We start from the raw sequence: 17,973 nt of genomic DNA, 5'->3' as shown, positions 1-17,973 counted from the left end.
AGCGGTACCGTAGGACAGTGCTTGCTGGCGACCACGGCCACAATTGAGTGCGCCAGCTGATCGGGGCTTAACAATTTTTCGCTTTTTGCTGCGCCCAAGTCTCGGCTATGAGTCGGGCAGGCCTAATGGCCTGCCCACGTTGCAATTATTAAGGAGGAACACGTATATGCCTACTGGAACGGTAAAGTGGTTCAACAGCACCAAGGGGTTTGGATTTATCCAGCCCGACAATGGCGGTCCGGATGTTTTCGTCCACATTTCCGCTGTCGAACGCGCGGGCCTCTCGACCCTCGCTGACGGCCAGAAGATCAACTATGAGATCGAGCAGGATCGCCGCACCGGCAAATCCTCCGCTGGCAGCCTCAGCAAAGCTGGTTGAAATTTTCTCCTGCGTCCTGGCAAGAGTGGGCGCGTAGGTCCGGAGGTCCTCACGGCCGCTCGATAGGAGCGAGCAAAAACTGAGGGCAGCAGATTGCTGCAGGCGTCGCGAATTCCTCATGAAACAAAAAAGGAAGGCGGGGTTGGCCCCGCCTTTTTATATGACGATATGACGCGCAGATTAAGCCGATGGCTGCAACGCTCCAGAACGAATCTCCATTGCCGAAATCAAGCCGCGACCTTCTTGCGGGTTCGCTTCGTCGGCGCCGGCTCCGGCGCTTCCGGCGCTTTCGGTTTGCGGCCGAGCCCCATTGTCTTGGCCAATGACGAGCGCGCCGCGGCGTAGTTCGGCGCGACCATGGGATAATCCGCCGACAGGCCCCATTTGGCCCGATATCCATCCGGCGTCAGCCCATAGTGGGTCGACAGATGGCGCTTTAGCGATTTGAATTTCTTCCCGTCCTCAAGGGAGATGATGTAGTCCGGTGTCACCGACTTCCTGATCGGGACTGCAGGCGTAAGGGCAACCGGCTCTTTTGCAGAGACACCTTCCGCCGTCCCTTTCAGAGCCGCGTGCACTTGGCCGATGAGGGCAGGGAGATCCCCCACCGGGATCGGATTGTTGGAGACATAGGCTGAGACGACATCGGCCGTGAGCTCGATGAGGGTGTTGATGTTTTTTTCGGCTTCTTCTGTCATGAAACTCTCCAGGCGGCGTGAAACACAGTCGGCGAAGCGTCGCTTCATAGTGGCGGTCTCCGCTGAAAGCAACCAAGGTCTCGACAGGATTATTGCGATGCTCGTCCAGCGAGATCTATGGCGCAGTATCGCGCCGTCATGACCGTTGATGCGTTCCGTTGTTGGCGACCTGCCGCGGTGCTTGCGCATTTTCAGGCGCGTCTCGGCCGTAAGCTTTGCGCCAAAATGACCAGTAATCTCGAAACGAAGCGGGCTATTCCTGTTTCGCCATTCTCTTTTTGGCTGTGAAATCGATGGCAGAGCAGTGGCCGCTTCCTGGTGGCGCGTGGAGGAACTATCAAGCGTTGATTCGCAATGGTCGAAACGATGTAGATTCATCATCCGGTGAGCCGCTCTTGCAGCAGGATGTTAGGGATTGACCCGCTGGCAAACCGAGGACATCACGCCGCTGCTTTGCTATTGAACCGCTATCGCTGTGACAACACATTCCGCAATGGTGGGCGGGTGTAGAGGAGGCGCCTGTTCACGCAAAACTAGCGGTTTCAGCAGGTCGGGAGGAACGAATGAGCTCAGGGACTTTCAGCAGCCCACTTTTCGTAAAGTGTCAAACGCACATCGTGCAAGAGATTGCCAGTCCTGCGGATGCTATCGATTTTCTCAACGAATGGCCAGAAGATCGCAGAGACCGGATCTACGAAGCCGCCCTCAGGGCGTGCTTTGATGCATACAACGGACGAAAACCTGCGAGCGCAGCGCGCAAGGCTGTTTTCCGCTTTGCGAAACAGGTCGCCATATTGGAAGATGCAACCTCGGCGATGCAATGGCTCGCTGCCTGCATGTCGGGCAGTGGAAAAGCGCAAGTATAGGCGCCGCAGTCGTGTGTGAGGCTGGAGCGGGTACGCCGACGAGGTTATTGTGTCGAGATTTCGCCGGCATCTGGAGCGTAGTGTAGCGAACAAACAATATTTTGCGGCGCTATAGCGATGTTAATCATCTTGTTGTATTTGTAAATCAGCTTCTCGCGATAGGATTGCAACGCCTCGGGTGTGAAAATCACTGCGTGGGACTTGGTTCTCAAATTCATGATGGTAAATTACCGTGTAATGATTGCAAAGCAGTTGTCCCATCGAAGCAAGATGATAAACGAAGCCAAAATTGTGGTCCGTCGTCTGCCAATATTCGCTCTATGGAGGCTATAGGCCTCACAAGCCAATCAAAACAGCTACTCGGGCGCCCTTTGAAATTTGTGTAATTTTGCTCACCCGAAACGGCCCTCTACAGTCGAAATAAGATCGTCCCGCAAAGGTGCTACGAGACACTATCGCGGATCGATTTGGGCCCACGTCGATCTGACGAAGGCAGGCGGAAGTCGAGCAGGACCTGCTGCGGAACAGATAACCGGCCCCCAACCGAATCTGACACGGTGGCGGCCCCGATTTCTTCATAGTTTGAAGGCGCAGAGAGAACCGGAGCACGGCTCCGGCGCCGCCGCTTGCCGAGCAGCGATCCTCCGCCTCCCAAAATCCAGTCGAGAAGAGCGTTCAATTCCGGGACGGTCCAAGCTCTGCCGCAAAAACAGGTGTCAGACCCCCGGTCCTCTCCCGCAACTGATCTAGCGCAGGGCGTTCATGAGCCGCATATCCCAGAGTGGCTGCGTGCACGACGCAGCGAGATCATTTATGAAAATCCTATTCAGTACGATGGCTGTCCCCTTGCTGACGGCCACCGCCTTTGCTGCGGATTCGATCCCCGCAGACCTCAGAGAAACGGCAATGGCCACTTTCAAGGCTTTGCCACCCACCACGCCGGCAGTCGTCAACAACCCGATCACCCCGGAAAAGATCGCTCTCGGCAAGGCACTGTTCTTCGATCCACGCGTCTCTGCGTCAGGCGTCTTGTCGTGCAACTCGTGCCACAACCTGGCCACCGGCGGCGACGACAATCACGAAACCTCGATCGGCCATGGTTGGCAGAAGGGACAGCGCAACGCGCCGACTGTACTGAACGCTGTCTTCAACATCGCCCAGTTCTGGGATGGTCGTGCCGAAGACCTGAAGGCTCAGGCGAAGGGACCGGTCCAAGCCGGGATCGAAATGGCCAATACACCGGGCCAAGTCATCACCACGCTCAAGTCCATGCCGCAATATATCGAGTGGTTCGATGCAGCTTTTCCGGCTGAAGCCGATCGGGTCACCTTCGACAACCTCGCCAAGGCAATCGAAGCCTTCGAGGCGACACTGGTCACGCCGGCCCCCTTCGACAGTTTCCTGAATGGCGATGACGCCGCCATGACTTCCGAACAGAAACAGGGCCTGGCGCTTTTCATGGACAAAGGCTGCTCGTCCTGCCATGGCGGTATCAACGTTGGTGGGCAAGCCTATTACCCATTCGGCCTCGTGGAACAGCCCAGCGCCGAGGTCCTGCCGGAAAAAGACAAGGGCCGATTTGAGGTCACCAATGCAGCCGACGATTCCTATGTTTTCCGCGTGGCGCCGCTGCGCAACGTTGCACTCACCGCGCCATACTTTCATTCGGGCAAGGTTTGGGATCTGAAACAGGCCGTTGCCATCATGGGAACCACCCAGCTTGGCGTGGTACTGGCGGACGAAGAACTCGACCTGCTTGTTGCCTTCCTCAACTCGCTGACCGGAAAGGCACCCGAGGTCGCCTATCCCATCTTACCCGCCGAAACGGCGACAACACCCCGGCCTATAACGCAGATCTTAGGAAAATAAACGGCCAGCTGACTGCGGAACATCGCAATTGACAATGATTGCGACTTTTACTGGACGAGACGAGTCGCGACGTCCATGAGAACGCAAATGGCTCGTTTCCAAAGTGCAGACACTGCTTCCGTCACCAGCTCGTTGCGATGGAATCATGTTTGGGATCTGGCGTGCGACATGCCAAGGAAGGCGTCTGACGCATGAGGCTCGCGCGCTGTCGATACCGCGCGGCGGCCGGCCATCGCGCTGGCGGCCGAATTGCCGCGCGCCGAAGTGATCGGCCCCCTTAGGGCGAAGGGGCAGCCACTCCGTCCTCCATGTCCAGCGATTCTTCGACTGCTTCCGGATTCCGGGCGATGGTCCAAAGGAGAGTATTCGCCGCTGCATCCGGTTTCGAGCGACCTTGCTCCCAGTTTCGAAGCGTTGCCAGATCGAGGCCATACCTCACGGAGAATGCCTCCTGAGAGAGCTTCGTGCGATCCCGGACTTCGCGAACACTTATCGGCCGCGGCGCATGAACCTTCGCGATCACGCCTGCGGACGACAGTTCATTCTTCAGTGCCAATAGGTCGTCGACGCAAGGAACCGTCACGAACGCCTTGCTGTGATCGACCATCTCCGTGAGTATCGCGTGGGCCGTCCTGAGCGGCAGCTGTCTCTTAACGGGAATCCGGGCGGCCTCAGGAGTATTCGCGCCGTGAAGAAAACTGAGGCTCAGTCGGACGGGAGAGCCTGACGACACCGGGACGACGTCCCGGGTTCGCACCCGTTGTCCGTACCGCTCCATGAATTTCGATGTAGTCGACATTAAGCTTCTCCGCGATCACTCGACCGAGCTTGCGCAATTTGGACCATCCCCACTGGAGGCATCGCGATAAAAGTACGCCAAACAACGCTAAGGGAGAACAAGCAGTGATCTGATTTCGTTCGACGCTCGTTTTCGAGAGCCGTTCTGGGTCGTTCGCAATCAACTGTGTAGGCCAGCGGAGCGAGCAAGGAGCGCCAGATCCGGACAGGGCTGAGTGGGGTGTTTCTCCGAAAGATGGGGCCATGCCCTAAGGAACACGAGATGTAGTGGACTCGTCGATTCGCGCGGTTTCGATTCGCGCACCCGGGCACAACGCTTGGATAAGTCCCATCAAATGCTCTCCGGTGGCCGTCATCTGTTTAGCTGACATTGGGCCGAGGGCTTCCAGCACGAGCCACATGGCGCGGGTATCGACCGTGACCATGGTGCGCCGCCCCTGCCGCCAGTTCCAGCGGCGGCACGTGACACCGGCATCATCGCACCAGATGACTTCGCCCGGTTCGGGATGCTCGGTTACCATTTCACCTTGCTGGATCGTGTCGAATGGCTCCGCTCCCTTCGCAATTAAAAGTCTCGGGACCCCCTGGTAGAGATCGAGATCCTCCCCGCCAATCGGAACGCCATACAACACGCTGACGGCATTGTAGGCATCAACCAGTGGGGAAATCCGCGGGAGAGAGCCATCTTTCCGCACCCGCTTGAGAAGCGCGGCGGCCGAGCACGGCGTTCGATTGGCTTTTGTGCCGAAAGCCTCGTAGGCAACGGCCCACGCCGCAAGATGCGCGTCCCTTTGGGCGCCATCGCGAAGCGCCGCCTGTTCCGCCGCCGCAATCGTGACGTTCAACGCCTGTGCATCCGGCACGTCGATTTCAGCGTTCCGCACCACAATGCTGATCAGATGAAAATCCGGGTAGCGGGCCTTGATCTCGGGGGCAATCAATGGCGTGAAAGACATGGGATGCTCTTTTCTCATGGGGAGGCTTTGCGCTGCGGGTCGTTCGGGAAATGTTTGAAGAAAGGTGGTTGTCGAGCGTCCAGATCTTCTGGCATCGGCATGGTGCATGCCGCACCATGCGCTGGATAATTCCATCATTCGGCCGTGGACAAGGCCTGGTAGAGATCGTCGATTATCTCTTGCGGGTGCTCGAGCCCGCCTCGGCCGGCAACAAGCTACGCCTCCGCCAGATCCTCCATTTCATAAAAGGCAGCGGGCGCGATATGGATGTGAAGCAGCTTTCCTTGCCGGTTATGCATCGCTCTCGGAAATTCGTCTCGCACGAAAATCTGCCGCCAAACTGGCCTGATCAACAGCACCAGTTGCATGGCGTTTTCCCAGTCCAGTTGGCTTGCAAACGAAATGCGGTTCAGCCCAAGGGTCGGTTTCCTCGCCAGCACGCCACGTCCCCGCCGTTTTAGCCACCGTGTCCCGGCAACGCGTCTTGCACCTGCTTGACAACCGCTCGCAGGATCTCAACGCCCTTCTCGATCTGCCGAATGCTCAAGGCGGCATAGCCCATGACAAGCCCCATGCGATCGATGTGGCCTTCGTCCGACTGCCGCTCGTAAAGGGGCGAGATCAGGTGTAGCCCCAGGCCCGCGCCTCGGGCGGCTTCGACCAGGGTCGTTTCCCGCGATCGCGGCAGTTCGTCGAACCAAACGACGACGTGCAGACCGGCCTCTGCTCCCTGGACAGCGATGCGATCTCCGAAGCTGCGCCGCAAGGCGCCCAGCAACGTCCCCCGACGCTCGCCGTTCAGCCTGCGCACGCGCCGCACATGGCTTTCGTAGCCGCCACTCTCGATCAAAGAGGCCAGAGCCTCCTGTTCAGCCACCGGCGAATGCCGGTCCGCGAATTGTTTGGCGGTTGCGAAGACCTCCTGCAATTCCGGCGGGACGACGAGGTAGCCGATACGCAGCATCGGCGAGAGCGTTTTGGAGATCGTGCCGAGGTAGATGACAGCCCCGTGGTCCTCGAGACTGTGCAGCGGAGGGACCGGATTGATGTCGTAGCGATATTCGCTGTCGTAGTCGTCCTCGATCACGTAGGCATTGTTGTGCCGCGCCCATTCCAGAAGCTGGTGGCGGCGCGTGATCGGCATGACGCCGCCCAGCGGAAACTGATGCGATGGCGTGACATAGGCCAGTCGTGCACCAATCCCCGCCAGCAACTCCGTCTTCATCCCGTCCTCGTCGACGGTGACCGGGACGGGCGAGGCACCCGTACTGGCAAAGACCTGACGCGCCATCCTATAGCACGGGTCCTCGATGACGAAGCGGTCGGCGGGATCGAGAAGCAGGCGAGCGCACAGATCTAGGCCCTGCTGCGAACCGTTGACGATGATGATCTGCTCGAGGTCGCAGCTCAGGGTTCGGGCGCGCCAGAGATAGCCCTGGAGCGCCTGGCGCAGCCGGCGCGAGCCGCGAGGATCGTCATAGGCAAGACGCAACGGGCGCTGCCCCATCGCCTTGCTCATCGCGCGTTTCCAGACCAATGCGGGGAAGTCTGACGGCGCCAGGTCGCCATAGCGGAAATCGACCTTCAGCCCAGTCGGCAGATAATCCGGCCAGGGCGGCGTGACGCGCAGTCGTTCGCCATAGGCGGACAGATGAATCGGGCCGACTCGTTTCGCGACAGTGCGGCTCGTCTCAGGACCGATCAGCGAAGATGCAACGCGAGGTCGTGCGCCTTGACGGACTTCGATGAAACCTTCCGCGGTCAGTTGCTCATAGGCGACCGTCACCGTCGTTCGCGAAACGCCAAGGTCATTTGCCAGGCCTCGGGAGGACGGCAGCTGACTGCCGGTTTCATAGACGCCGCCGAGGATCTGCTCGCGAAGAGCCTCGTAGATCTGGCGTGCACCCATCGCGTGCGAGCGACCTGCAGAACCGGCACTTGAAGACTGGACCATTTCATTCATCGCCAACTGGATATTTCACATTGGCCAGTTTGCCGTCAATCTTTCGGAAACCCAGCAAGATCTTAGAGGCCGAATGACCCGCTCCTATCAATCCGAAACCGATGCTCTCACGCGGTCGCTCCACGACACCGGTCCCGGATTCGCCACTCGGGCGATCCATCATGGCTACGATCCCGCCGGCTTTTCCAATGCCGTTCAGCCGCCAGTCTTCTTGACCTCGACCTATGGATTCGAAAGCGTGGCAGCGAACGAGGCCGCCGCCGCGCTTGGCGGAAGGCTCTATGCGCGCGAATACAATCCGACGACGGAGATCCTCGAGCAACGGCTCGCCAATCTGGAAGGAGCCGAGGCAGGTCTGGTCGTTGCCTCGGGGATGGCGGCTTTCGGGACGCTGATCCTGTCGCTCCTGTCCCAAGGCGATGAACTCATCGTCCACAAGACGCTTTATGCGAACACGCTTGCCATGGTCGAACAGGCGGTCCCCCGCTTCGGCATCAAGGTCGTCGCGGTCGACCTGTCCGATCCTTACAATCTCGATGCCGCGATCACCGAGCGGACCCGGCTTGTTTTCTTCGAGACGCCGGTGAATCCGCTGAGCCGCATCCTTGATCTCGCTGCCATTGCCGAGCGCGCCCACGCGCGCGGTGTAAAGGTTGCAGTCGACAGCACCTTCGCCTCCCCCGCGCTCCAGCGGCCGCTCGAACATGGGGCCGACCTCGTGCTCCACTCGCTGACCAAATACATCAATGGGCACGGCGATGCCCTTGGCGGGGCGATTCTCGGCGACGCGCAAACGCTCCGCACGCTGCACGAAACGGGCCTGCGCTACATCACCGGCGCAGCGCTCTCGCCCATGTCAGCCTTCCTGATCCTGCGCGGTCTGAAGACGCTCACGCTGCGCATGGAACGGCACAGCGCCACTGCCCTTGCGGTGGCTCAGGCGCTCGAGGCGCACCCGGCGGTGGCATGGGTGAGTTATCCCTTCCTCGACTCGCACCCTGATCAGGTGACGGCGCGAAAGCAGATGTCCCAAGGCTCGGGCATGTTGGCCTTTGGCCTCCACGCTGGGTTCGAGGGCGCGCGCCGCATGATGGACCGGCTCAACTTGATCACCCGGGCTGTCAGCCTCGGCGATGCCGACAGCCTCATCTATCATCCGGCAAGCCTGACCCGTGCTCGTCAGCCGATCCGCAAGGATGCCCATCTGGCCGATGGAGTCGGCGAGGACCTCATGCGTCTCTCGGTGGGTCTTGAAGACGCCGATGACCTAATCGCCGACCTGCGGCGGGCTCTGGACGCCTTGTGATGACCTGTCGTCCGGCCAGTCCTGCGCTCACGCACAAACCTGGAGCCTTGCCATGGCATTCCTGAGCGGTCTTTCCGCGTTTCCCATCACGCCGACCGATCGTGACGGCCGTGTCGATACCGTTGCTCTGCGCAAGCTGATTGCCAGGCTTTGCGCCGCTCAGGTCGATTCCATCGGTCTTCTCGGCAGCACCGGCACATACATGTATCTGACGCGCGAGGAACGGCGACGGGCGCTCGCCGAGACCTTGGACGAAACCGGGGGACAAATGCCGGTCGTGGTGGGTGTGGGCGCGCTGCGCACCGACGAAGCAGTGAGGCTCGCGCAGGACGCTAAGGCCCTTGGGGCTGCCGCGGGGTTGCTTGCCGCCGCCTCTTACACCCCGCTCACTGAGGACGAGGTGTTCGAACATTTCTCCACGGTGGCGCGCGAAAGTGGCCTTCCGATCGTCATCTACGACAATCCAGGAACGACGCATTTCCGTTTCACCCCAGCACTCGTCAGCCGCCTGGCAAAGGTGCGGGGGATCGTCGCTATCAAGAATCCGACAGACAAGGGCGATGCGATCAAGAGCCATCTGGCCGACCAGAGGCGCACTGTGCCGGAAGGGTTCTCGATCGGCTACAGCGGCGACTGGAACGCCGCAGAGGCCATGATCGCCGGCGCCAACACATGGTACAGCGTCCTCGCCGGCATCCTGCCCGAGGTCTGCGTGAAGATCGTCACGGCGGCGCAACAGGGCGATGCGGCCGAAGCGCGACGGATCGATGCCACGCTTGCGCCGCTCTGGAGCCTCTTCAAGGAGTTCTCGAGCCTTCGCGTCGTCTATGCACTTGCCGAATTGCTCGACATTTCCCGTGCCGACCCCCCGCGTCCCATCCTGCCTCTGCCCTCAGCAGCGAAGCGCCAGATCGCCGCCGCGTTGGAACGCTTGCCATCGGATGCCAGCCGGTGAACAGCGAACCCGGCGGCCAGTGAAAGGAACTGTCATGTATGTACCCGTTCATTTCGATGAACCGAGCCGAGAAGTCCTTTGCGAACTGATCGAGAAGAGCGCACTTGGCATGCTGATAACCCATGGCCGGAGCGGTCTCGACGCCAATCACATCCCCTTCGAACTCGACACGTCGGGGGAAAACGGTACCCTTTACTCCTGCGCGATTAGTACACGTGCCGAAGGAAAGTGCACTTTCTCGCTCGAGTGACTTATTTCAAAGGATGTGATCGCGTTTTGGCACATTCACGGCCCACATGCGGCAGCCGCTAACTCACCACAGGGTGAGCAAACAGGAAACCTTCCGGCCTACACTTTCTCCCGGAGCGCGCGTGCTGCAGCAACCATGTTCATGAGGGCAGGGCGGACCTCCTCCCATTTGCGTGTTTTGAGGCCACAGTCCGGGTTTACCCACAGTTGGGCATCGGACAGTCGCTCGCGGGCAAGCATGACGAGATCCGAAATCTCGCCGACTTCCGGGACCCGTGGTGAGTGAATGTCGTAGACTCCGGGCCCGATTTCATTCGGATATTTGGAGCTCGTGAAGGCGTCCAGCAGTTCCATTTTCGAGCGCGACGTCTCAATCGAAATGACATCCGCATCCATTTCAGCGATCGCGTCGATGATCTCGTTGAACTCCGAATAGCACATGTGGGTATGGATTTGAGTCGCGTCCTTTACACCCGTTGAGGCGATCCGGAAGCATTCGACAGCCCAGTCGAGATAGTCTTTCCAGTCAGACTTGCGCAGTGGCAATCCTTCACGAAACGCGGCCTCATCGATCTGGATCATCCTTGCGCCGGACCATTCGAGATCCGTCACTTCGTCGCGGATCGCAAGCGCGATCTGGCGGCATGCCTCGGAGCGGGGTACGTCGTCGCGAACAAAAGACCAGTTGAGAATGGTCACTGGGCCTGTGAGCATTCCCTTCACAGGGTTTTCCGTAAGCGACTGGGCGAATTGCCACCAGCGCAGCGTCATCGGATTGGGCCTCGATACGTCGCCGAAGATGATGGGGGGGCGCACGTAACGCGACCCATAGCTCTGCACCCAGGCATGCTGAGTGAAGGCGAAGCCGGACAGCTGCTCGCCGAAATGCTGTACCATGTCGTTTCGTTCGAACTCACCGTGCACCAGCACGTCCAGCCCGATCTCTTCCTGCCAGCGAATTGCAGCCTCGATCTCCTTCTTCAGGAAGGTCTCGTAGTCGACATAGCTCAGCTGGTCCTTCGCATGAGCGGCCCGCACCCTGCGTACCTGCGGCGTCTGCGGGAAGGACCCGATGGTCGTCGTCGGGAACGGCGGCAGCCCGAGCGTGCCGGCCTGGACTCTGGAGCGCTCGGCAAAAGCGCTCTCTCGTCGCTTCATGCTGTCGTCAATGCTGGCGATCCGCCCCTCAACCAGCGGGTCATGGATCTTCGTGGATGTCACGCGAGTGGCGGCAGCCTCGGCAGACGCTTTCAACGCGCCTGCCACCGCATCCCTGCCTTGGGACAGGGCCCGGGCAAGCAACACCAACTCGTCGGTCTTCTGGGCCGCGAAGGCGAGCCACGACCTGATGTCCGCGTCGAGTTCCGTCTCCATGCGGAGGTCGATCGGCACATGCAGCATCGAGCAAGAAGGCGCGATCTCGACGCGGTCCAAGGGCCAGCCGGCGACGATCGGTTTGATGCGGTCGAGAATGGCGGGCAGGTTCGCACGCCAGACGTTGCGGCCATCGATCAAGCCAAGCGAGAGCACCAGATCCTTCGGTGCGAGCCGACCCACCGTTTCCAGCTGCTCGGGAGCGCGCACGAGATCAATATGCAGCCCGGCCAGGGGCAGAGAAACCGCGGTTTCGAGATTGTCTCCCAGCGGCCCGAAATAGGTAGCCAGCATGATCTTCAGCTCGGGCGCGGCTTTCGACAGCTGGCCATAGGCGAATTCGAACGCAGCTCGTTCGTTCGGGTTCAGATCGAGGACAAGCGCTGGCTCATCGATCTGCACCCAGTCGGCTCCAGACAGCTTCAGCCTCTGCAGGAGTTGCTCGTAGACGGGCAGCAGCCGGGGCAGGAGCGCGATGGGATCGAATCCTTCGGCAGGCGATTTCGCCAGCTTGAGGAAGGTGATCGGTCCAAGGATGACTGGGCGTGTGTGAACGCCGAGAGCTTTAGCCTCGATGAAGTAATCGACCGGTTTCGTCGACGAGAGGGCGAACGTCTGATCATCGTTGAGTTCCGGCACAATGTAGTGATAGTTGGTGTCAAACCACTTGGTCATTTCCATCGCGGTTACGCCAGGCCGATGAGCCGCATGCTGGTGACCACCGTGCCCACAATCCTCCGTCTGACCTTGGTTGCCGCGCGCCATTGCGAAGTAGATGTCAAGTGGAACCTCGCCGCTATTCCAGCCGTAACGGGATGGAACGGCGCCGACCATGGCTGCGGTGTCGAGCACATGGTCGTAGAGCGAGAAGTCGTTCGACGGTATTTTCGACACGCCGCGATCGTGCTGCTCCTCCCAGCTAGCGGCACGGAGCGCCTTCGCGGTCGTGAGAAGGTCGGCAGCGGACGATTTTCCGGACCAGTAGCTTTCAAGCGCGAATTTCAGTTCTCGCCGACGACCGAAACGGGGCACGCCGAGCGTTGCTACAGGAATTTGCTGAGAGACAGTCATGCCAGACCCCGATGGTTGGGGCGTCGGTGACAAGGAAGGCGCTAGCAGGCCGGCACGAACGCCAGGCTGCAGCGGCCACCGAGACACCCCGCCCGTGGACGTAATTCGCCGTGGCAGGTCTCCTGGCTCGCGGGGTCATAGCCTCTACCCGTCTTCCCAAGGCTATTCGCCTCAGTGACATGAGTGGGGTTGGCTCGCCGCTAACAGTTGCGGGGGCAGCGCCGGCATCGCACCGGCTTCCCTCTTAGCTCCGCTGCGGCAGCGCCGTACGGAGAACCACGACGCGGGAGACAATTACAGCAGTTCGCTTCTTTGTCAACGTCGCATAAAGAAATGTTTATGTCGTTATGTTAAATTTCCGTTGGCATGTTCCAAAGGTCGCCTCGAAAGCGAAAACTGTGGAAGCCTTGAGCGGCCGGTAAATCAAAGCAATGACGCACGGCGCCCTTGTCCAGGAGGATAGGAGTTCGTCGGCTGCCGGCAGCAAACATACCGGCAAGCGCCGTGGTGCTGCTTAGCGCATCATGCGAACCACCTCGGCGTCGAACTTCGGCTCCGAGGTTCCGACCGCTTCGTTGGTGATCTGCTCGCGACCATATTCGGCTCAATGGCGAGGCTGTTGCCCATGTGGAAGCTGTTGGCCGTGATGCCCTCGGTGATATGACACAACGATTTCGGGGGGAGCACACCGAGGCCAGGCGCAGCGGCGTGTTGCGAAGTGATCGAGGCCAATGTCTCGAACTGCTTGTTCGCAGCCCACCGGCTCAAGGTAACCCGGCTCAAACCACCGGGCCAGCTCAAGTCCTGTCCAAATGAGGCCTGAGCGGCAAATCGTCGTGCACGCGCACGGTTTGGCGTTCGATCTTGTGATGCGTCTTGGGCGGACAATCGCCACGGTGCAGCGCGCAGAAGCGGTCCCCAATTGGGAAGCCGCGGGCGGTGAGGGCAAGCCAGCGCCACAGGCGGAAGGGGACTTGGACCTGTTTGCCCTGCTGGACCACAAGTTCGCGACACAGGGCCTCAAGGAGAAGACCAAGAGTGATTATGCGCGGGACCTCGCCAAATTCATCAAAAGCAGCGGGCAGTCAAAGTTCGGCGCCGATTGACATGGAGATAGCCATCGCGGCGGACCGCCCAGGCGGACCGCAAGCCGGAATACAACCGGGTGCAGGCGGCCAAGCTCGTCCACAAGATGGCGTCGGGCACACACCGGCGATGGGAGAGCGGACCGTGGAGTGCAGGAACTTTACGCCTATCCACGCTCCCGTGGACGTGTCCTGCGGCACATCGGCAGCGATATTGAGGAGGCAGTTGAGCTTCCGGTCGAGCACTCTTACCTGCCACTACCTACGCTTAACGTCATCTCGTACTGAAAACGCACCACGCAAGGTCGAGATGTAACATGCGCCCTTCGTGGATGGTTCTAAGCTTCCTCGGGCGCGGTCAATCTGTGATAACGGTCGCTTGGAACCTCCATCACCGCGACGCGATCAAGGTTGGCGTATCGCGCTCGGTAGTAACCTTCTTCCTCCACTTCGGCGAAACTACACTGGGGAACGTCAAAGGTCGCAGCTTCCAATCCGAAGAAAGTCGTAGCGGTTTCTTCATCCAAGAAGTTCCACTCATCTTCTCCGTCGTCATATGTGACGCGAACATAGGAGGCCATGCGCACGGCTTCCTGATCACCCATCTCTGCGATGATGGCATCGCATTCTTTCTTCAGCTTTCCTGAAACCTCACCCTTATCCCAGTCATCCAAAGCCCGATAGATTTCTGGATGATAATACTCTGGCATCTCCTCTACATCTTCACCGATAAGCTCAATGGTGCGGACATATTGCGGATTTATCAAGAGTATTTTGTTGTCAAGGCTCCAACAATACAGCCATGGCCTGCTTGTGTCATTTCTACGAAGATTATGAAGTTCCTTCAACTGACGTAAAATCGATTCACGCGCCTTTTCATCGATAGGATATTGGCGGCTGCCAACAGTCGTCTTGATTCTGAGCGTGCCGTATCGCGTTTCGGCATCGGCAATTGCAAACGGGCTCGTGCGCCACTCCTCGACATCAATCTTCCAGCCCAGCAGCTCCTCGACCGTGCATTTCAACGTGAGACAAAGGTCCTTGATCTGCTCGACGTTCAACTGCGTTTTGCCTGTTTCCCAACGGGCCACAGTCTGTTGCGTCGTTGCCATCTGCTCTGCCAATTCTTTTTGAGTCATGCCCAGTCGAACCCTAAGCTCTTTCATGTTCATAACTCACCTCGCGTGTTCAACACACGCATTGTGGATGAATTAATCTAATCGTCAAGCGTGTTCAAAAATCGCAGCATGTGTTTTTAGGGCGTCTTCGAGGCTCCGGCAGCCGTTCGTGACCACTTGCGCAAGACACAGGGCTGGTACACAGCACGAATGGGCGATCAAAAATTACTGCTGAAATTCAGATAATTATTGTGGGCGAGTCTGGATCTCTCTGATCGACACGATAGTCGACCATCACCATGATCGGACCGCTTCGTGGCCGCAGGTCAAGTTGCAGCGTCGGTTCGCTGAACTTGTTGGTCGGATCCAGATTGAGCGTTTCAAAATCCGGCTGACGCAGAAGGATGCCCATCAGTCCCCCAATGACAAGAACCAGCTGGCGGACGAGCAAGGCTCCCGAAACACCTTGGACATCCGCCAGTTCGCCCCAAAGCCAGCTTCCCGCCGCCATGCCGCCGTATGTGGCCGTCTGATAGAGAGAGGGCGCGTCCAACCACCCACCGCGGCGCCGAAAGCTGCACTGTGACGTTAAACAGCGAGAATGATTGAATCCAGGCCGCACCGGCTGGCATGAGGTTGAGACAGCTCAGCCCAACGTGCTCGCTCCATGCCCGAAAGAAGCAGCTGATCGCCAATACAAAGAACGCACCGCGAATGACCCATTCGTTGGAGAGAACTTCTCGGACCCGCCCGATGAGGAGCGCGCCGCAAATCGCTCCCAGGCCGAAGAAGCCGAGCATCACGCCGTAGGTGACTGCGGTCCCTTTGATCTGTTCGCGAGCGACCAACGGCAGGAGAGCCAAAATGACAACGGCGGTGAGGCCGAAAATGAAACTCCGGCACATCACCTTGAGAAGGTTCGGCGACAAGAGCACGTAACGGAAGCCCGCCGCCATCGCACTGCCGAAAGCCTCCCGCGGCAGCGCTTGTCGTGCCCGTTCGGCTTTCCATCGCAACAGCGCAGCGATCAGAGCGAAGTAGCAAAGGACGTTGAAGAGGAACGCGAAGGCCGCACCGGCTGTGGCCACGATTATGCCGCCAATCGCCGGCCCGATGCTGCGCATGAGATTGTAGCTCATGCCGTTGGGCGCAACCCCGCTTGGCAGGTGTTCGCGAGGCAGGATATCTCCCATGGAGGCTTGCCAAGAGGGATCGTGCAATGCCCAACCACAGCCGATTAGGAAAGTGAGACCCAGAAGGGTCCAGGGTGTCATTCCCCGCATAGGTCAGGAACGCCAGGAAGGCGGATACGCACACCATCAGCAGTTGCGCAGTCAACATGATCCGGCGACGGTCAAACTTGTCCGCGAGCGCTCCCGCCGCGAGCGAGAAGATCATGTAGGGGAGGGTGGTCGATGACTGGAGGAGCGCCACCATTCCATGGGAGGTGGCGATGCTCGTCATCAGCCAAGCTGCCGCCGCACCTTCCACTAGGGTGCCAAGGTTCGAAATGAGTGCAGCCGACCATAGCGAACGGAAGGTCTTGTGCTGAAAAGGAACCAGTGAAGATGTTCTCTTCGCCATTGTGGGAAGCTTCGGGATCGACCGCGGGGCTGGATTTGGTTCGCCTCACTCAACCATGGCCTCGCCATACAAGCCAAGCTGCCACAGTGGCGCGCCTGCTAACCCAGAAAACTTGGCGGCCTTAACTACCCCCTGAGGAGTGTCTCTCGACATTCCTCAGGGAACTCGACGCGAATGTCTGCAATATCCGCTAAGCGGGCAGAATTTCTGCGACAGCATTTGCTGAAACCCTACTTTACAACAGTGTGGCGCTTCCGGCCGAGCGAAAGCCGGATCGGGAGGTCTTGGGAAGATATCATTGTATCAACCTCGACAACGTTGCCGTTGATCCGCACACCTCGTCCGGAGATCGCCCTTCGCGCTTCCCCTTTGGAGGAGGTCAATCCGGCGCGTACCAGCAAATCCACAAGGGCTACTCCGGCCAACCCCTCGGCGTCATTTAGATGAAGCGTCGGTAGCCCCTCTGCGGCTTCGCCCTGCCCAAATGCTTGGCTAGCCGTGGCCTCCGCCTGTTTGGCGGCGTTAGTTCCATGTGCCAGGGCCGTAGCTTCGTTGGCGAGACGTTCTTTGACGGCGTTTAGCTCGGTTCCTTCAGCCTGTCCAAATCGCTCGATCTCGTTCATCGGCAGATCGGTGAAAAGCTTCAGAAACCGAACGACATCAGCGTCTTCCGTGTTACGCCAGAATTGCCAGTAATCGTATGGCGAAAGGCGATCTTCGTTGAGCCACACAGCTCCGGCAGCCGTCTTACCCATCTTGACACCTGAAGGAGTCTTCAGAAGCGGCGTAGTCACTCCGAAGACTTCCTTTCCATCCGTCCGCCGTATCAAGTCGATGCCATTGATGATGTTCCCCCACTGGTCGGCTCCACCCATCTGCAAACGGCAACCGGTCCGGCGGGTTAGCTCAAGGAAGTCGAACGCTTGGAGGATCATGTAGTTGAATTCTAAGAAGCTCAGATTCTCCTGCTTTTCCAGCCGCGACTTCACACTGTCGAAAGAGAGCATCCGATTGACGGAGAAATGCCTGCCGACGTCTCTCAGCATGTCGATCCAACGAATGCTGTCCAGCCAGTCGGCATTGTTCACCATCACGGCATCCGTCGGGCCGTCTCCGAAGACAAGGAGACGGTCAAAGACCTTTCTGATCCCTTCAATGTTGGCGGCGATCCGCTCGTCCGTCAGCATCGGCCGCGCCTCCGAACGGAAGCTGGGATCGCCGATGCGGGTGGTCCCACCCCCAATGAGAACGATGGGTTTATGGCCAGTCTGCTGAAGATGACGAAGCGCCATGATCAGAAGAAGATGGCCGACATGAAGACTGTCAGCCGTCGCATCGAAACCAGCGTAAGCGGGTACGATGCCTGCTTCAAAGGCGGTATCGACACCCGGCAGGTCGGTCCCTTGATTTACATAGCCGCGCTCAATGAGCGTCTTCAAAGCCGCCGAATATGGTTTGGAATGACCGGTTGATAAATCGGGAAGTGCCATAGGGAATCCTCCTGGTATTGCCGCCAGGGGGTCCTCTCAATGAACAAAGCCGCCTGACGGCGGCTTGTTTCAAGGCATGATCGAAACGCGCCGCTCCTTATGGAAGCGTCGCATAATAGATTGCAGCGATGAGCGCGGACTTGATCATGTGCCGATGCATAAAGGACTTTATCCGCACCTGCAAGCAATCTGAAATGGCTACTTCGGGGAGC

15 protein-coding genes, 1 pseudogene and 1 riboswitch are annotated in these 17,973 nt (G+C 59.0%); of the genes and pseudogenes, 7 read left to right on the top strand and 9 right to left on the bottom strand.

Annotated features, from left to right (window positions below; all coding sequences use genetic code 11):
* Nucleotides 1–166 precede the first annotated feature (166 nt).
* A complete protein-coding gene (locus NKJ13_RS25905) occupies nt 167–379 on the top strand; it encodes a cold-shock protein (RefSeq protein WP_023679670.1) in 213 nt (70 codons plus the stop codon).
* A 227-nt stretch (nt 380–606) separates the two neighbouring features.
* On the opposite strand, the gene NKJ13_RS25900 is transcribed toward NKJ13_RS25905, so the two are convergent.
* A complete protein-coding gene (locus NKJ13_RS25900; protein WP_352452644.1) occupies nt 607–1,077 on the bottom strand; it encodes a Ros/MucR family transcriptional regulator in 471 nt (156 codons plus the stop codon).
* 563 nt (nt 1,078–1,640) lie between these two features.
* Here NKJ13_RS25900 and NKJ13_RS25895 point away from each other — a divergent pair.
* Both NKJ13_RS25895 and NKJ13_RS25890 read left to right on the top strand, forming a co-directional pair.
* Nucleotides 1,641–1,943: a DUF982 domain-containing protein gene (locus NKJ13_RS25895; RefSeq protein ID WP_352778793.1), complete on the top strand. Its 303-nt coding sequence runs from the start codon at nt 1,641–1,643 to the stop codon at nt 1,941–1,943.
* A gap of 813 nt (nt 1,944–2,756) precedes the next feature.
* Nucleotides 2,757–3,812, top strand: a complete 1,056-nt coding sequence (locus tag NKJ13_RS25890; RefSeq protein WP_352778792.1) for a cytochrome-c peroxidase — start codon at nt 2,757–2,759, stop codon at nt 3,810–3,812.
* 277 nt (nt 3,813–4,089) lie between these two features.
* Here NKJ13_RS25890 and NKJ13_RS25885 read toward each other — a convergent pair whose 3' ends face one another.
* From NKJ13_RS25885 to pdxR, 4 genes are all read right to left on the bottom strand, one after another.
* Nucleotides 4,090–4,419 (bottom strand): helix-turn-helix domain-containing protein, encoded by a 330-nt coding sequence (locus tag NKJ13_RS25885; protein ID WP_352778791.1) that lies wholly within the window; start codon nt 4,417–4,419, stop codon nt 4,090–4,092.
* A gap of 439 nt (nt 4,420–4,858) precedes the next feature.
* Nucleotides 4,859–5,566, bottom strand: a complete 708-nt coding sequence (locus NKJ13_RS25880; RefSeq protein WP_352778789.1) for a B3/B4 domain-containing protein — start codon at nt 5,564–5,566, stop codon at nt 4,859–4,861.
* A gap of 215 nt (nt 5,567–5,781) precedes the next feature.
* Complete coding sequence (locus NKJ13_RS25875; protein WP_023679675.1) at nt 5,782–5,934, bottom strand: hypothetical protein; 153 nt, start codon at nt 5,932–5,934, stop codon at nt 5,782–5,784.
* An 89-nt stretch (nt 5,935–6,023) separates the two neighbouring features.
* Nucleotides 6,024–7,520 (bottom strand): MocR-like pyridoxine biosynthesis transcription factor PdxR, encoded by a 1,497-nt coding sequence (gene pdxR, locus NKJ13_RS25870; protein ID WP_502901944.1) that lies wholly within the window; start codon nt 7,518–7,520, stop codon nt 6,024–6,026.
* Nucleotides 7,521–7,602: 82 nt separating this feature from the next.
* On the opposite strand from pdxR, the gene NKJ13_RS25865 reads away from it, so the two are divergent.
* Genes NKJ13_RS25865 through NKJ13_RS25855 form a run of 3 tightly spaced genes read left to right on the top strand, consistent with a single transcriptional unit; the run spans nt 7,603 to nt 10,040 of the window.
* The gene (locus NKJ13_RS25865; protein WP_352778788.1) at nt 7,603–8,835 is read left to right on the top strand and encodes a trans-sulfuration enzyme family protein; all 1,233 of its coding nucleotides are present in this window, start codon (nt 7,603–7,605) and stop codon (nt 8,833–8,835) included.
* A 52-nt stretch (nt 8,836–8,887) separates the two neighbouring features.
* On the top strand, nt 8,888–9,790 hold the full coding sequence (locus NKJ13_RS25860) for a dihydrodipicolinate synthase family protein (protein WP_352778785.1): 903 nt from the start codon (nt 8,888–8,890) through the stop codon (nt 9,788–9,790).
* A gap of 34 nt (nt 9,791–9,824) precedes the next feature.
* Nucleotides 9,825–10,040: an FMN-binding negative transcriptional regulator gene (locus tag NKJ13_RS25855; protein ID WP_352778784.1), complete on the top strand. Its 216-nt coding sequence runs from the start codon at nt 9,825–9,827 to the stop codon at nt 10,038–10,040.
* A gap of 98 nt (nt 10,041–10,138) precedes the next feature.
* Here the strand turns inward: NKJ13_RS25855 and metE are convergent, their stop codons facing one another.
* Nucleotides 10,139–12,484, bottom strand: a complete 2,346-nt coding sequence (metE, locus tag NKJ13_RS25850) for a 5-methyltetrahydropteroyltriglutamate--homocysteine S-methyltransferase (RefSeq protein ID WP_352778783.1) — start codon at nt 12,482–12,484, stop codon at nt 10,139–10,141.
* A 95-nt stretch (nt 12,485–12,579) separates the two neighbouring features.
* A riboswitch (cobalamin riboswitch) is annotated at nt 12,580–12,780 on the bottom strand.
* Nucleotides 12,781–13,335: 555 nt separating this feature from the next.
* On the opposite strand from metE, the gene NKJ13_RS25845 reads away from it, so the two are divergent.
* Entirely contained in the window at nt 13,336–13,590 is a 255-nt protein-coding gene (locus NKJ13_RS25845; protein WP_352509314.1) for a hypothetical protein, read from the top strand.
* Between the two features lie 317 nt (nt 13,591–13,907).
* Here NKJ13_RS25845 and NKJ13_RS25840 read toward each other — a convergent pair whose 3' ends face one another.
* From NKJ13_RS25840 to tyrS, 3 genes and pseudogenes are all read right to left on the bottom strand, one after another.
* Complete coding sequence (locus NKJ13_RS25840) at nt 13,908–14,741, bottom strand: helix-turn-helix transcriptional regulator (RefSeq protein WP_352778781.1); 834 nt, start codon at nt 14,739–14,741, stop codon at nt 13,908–13,910.
* A gap of 211 nt (nt 14,742–14,952) precedes the next feature.
* Nucleotides 14,953–16,271 (bottom strand): annotated as a pseudogene (locus NKJ13_RS25835) (MFS transporter); the annotation flags it as partial.
* 230 nt (nt 16,272–16,501) lie between these two features.
* Nucleotides 16,502–17,761 carry a tyrosine--tRNA ligase gene (gene tyrS / locus NKJ13_RS25830; RefSeq protein WP_352778779.1) on the bottom strand — a complete coding sequence of 420 codons (1,260 nt, stop codon included), beginning with the start codon at nt 17,759–17,761 and terminating at the stop codon, nt 16,502–16,504.
* Nucleotides 17,762–17,973: the final 212 nt, after the last annotated feature.

It is taken from the genome of Mesorhizobium sp. M0174 (genome assembly GCF_040322275.1).
Taxonomy (GTDB): Bacteria; Pseudomonadota; Alphaproteobacteria; order Rhizobiales; family Rhizobiaceae; genus Mesorhizobium.
The sequence above is the reverse complement of the archived record's forward strand: the minus strand, read 5'-3'. Positions and strand labels throughout refer to the sequence as shown.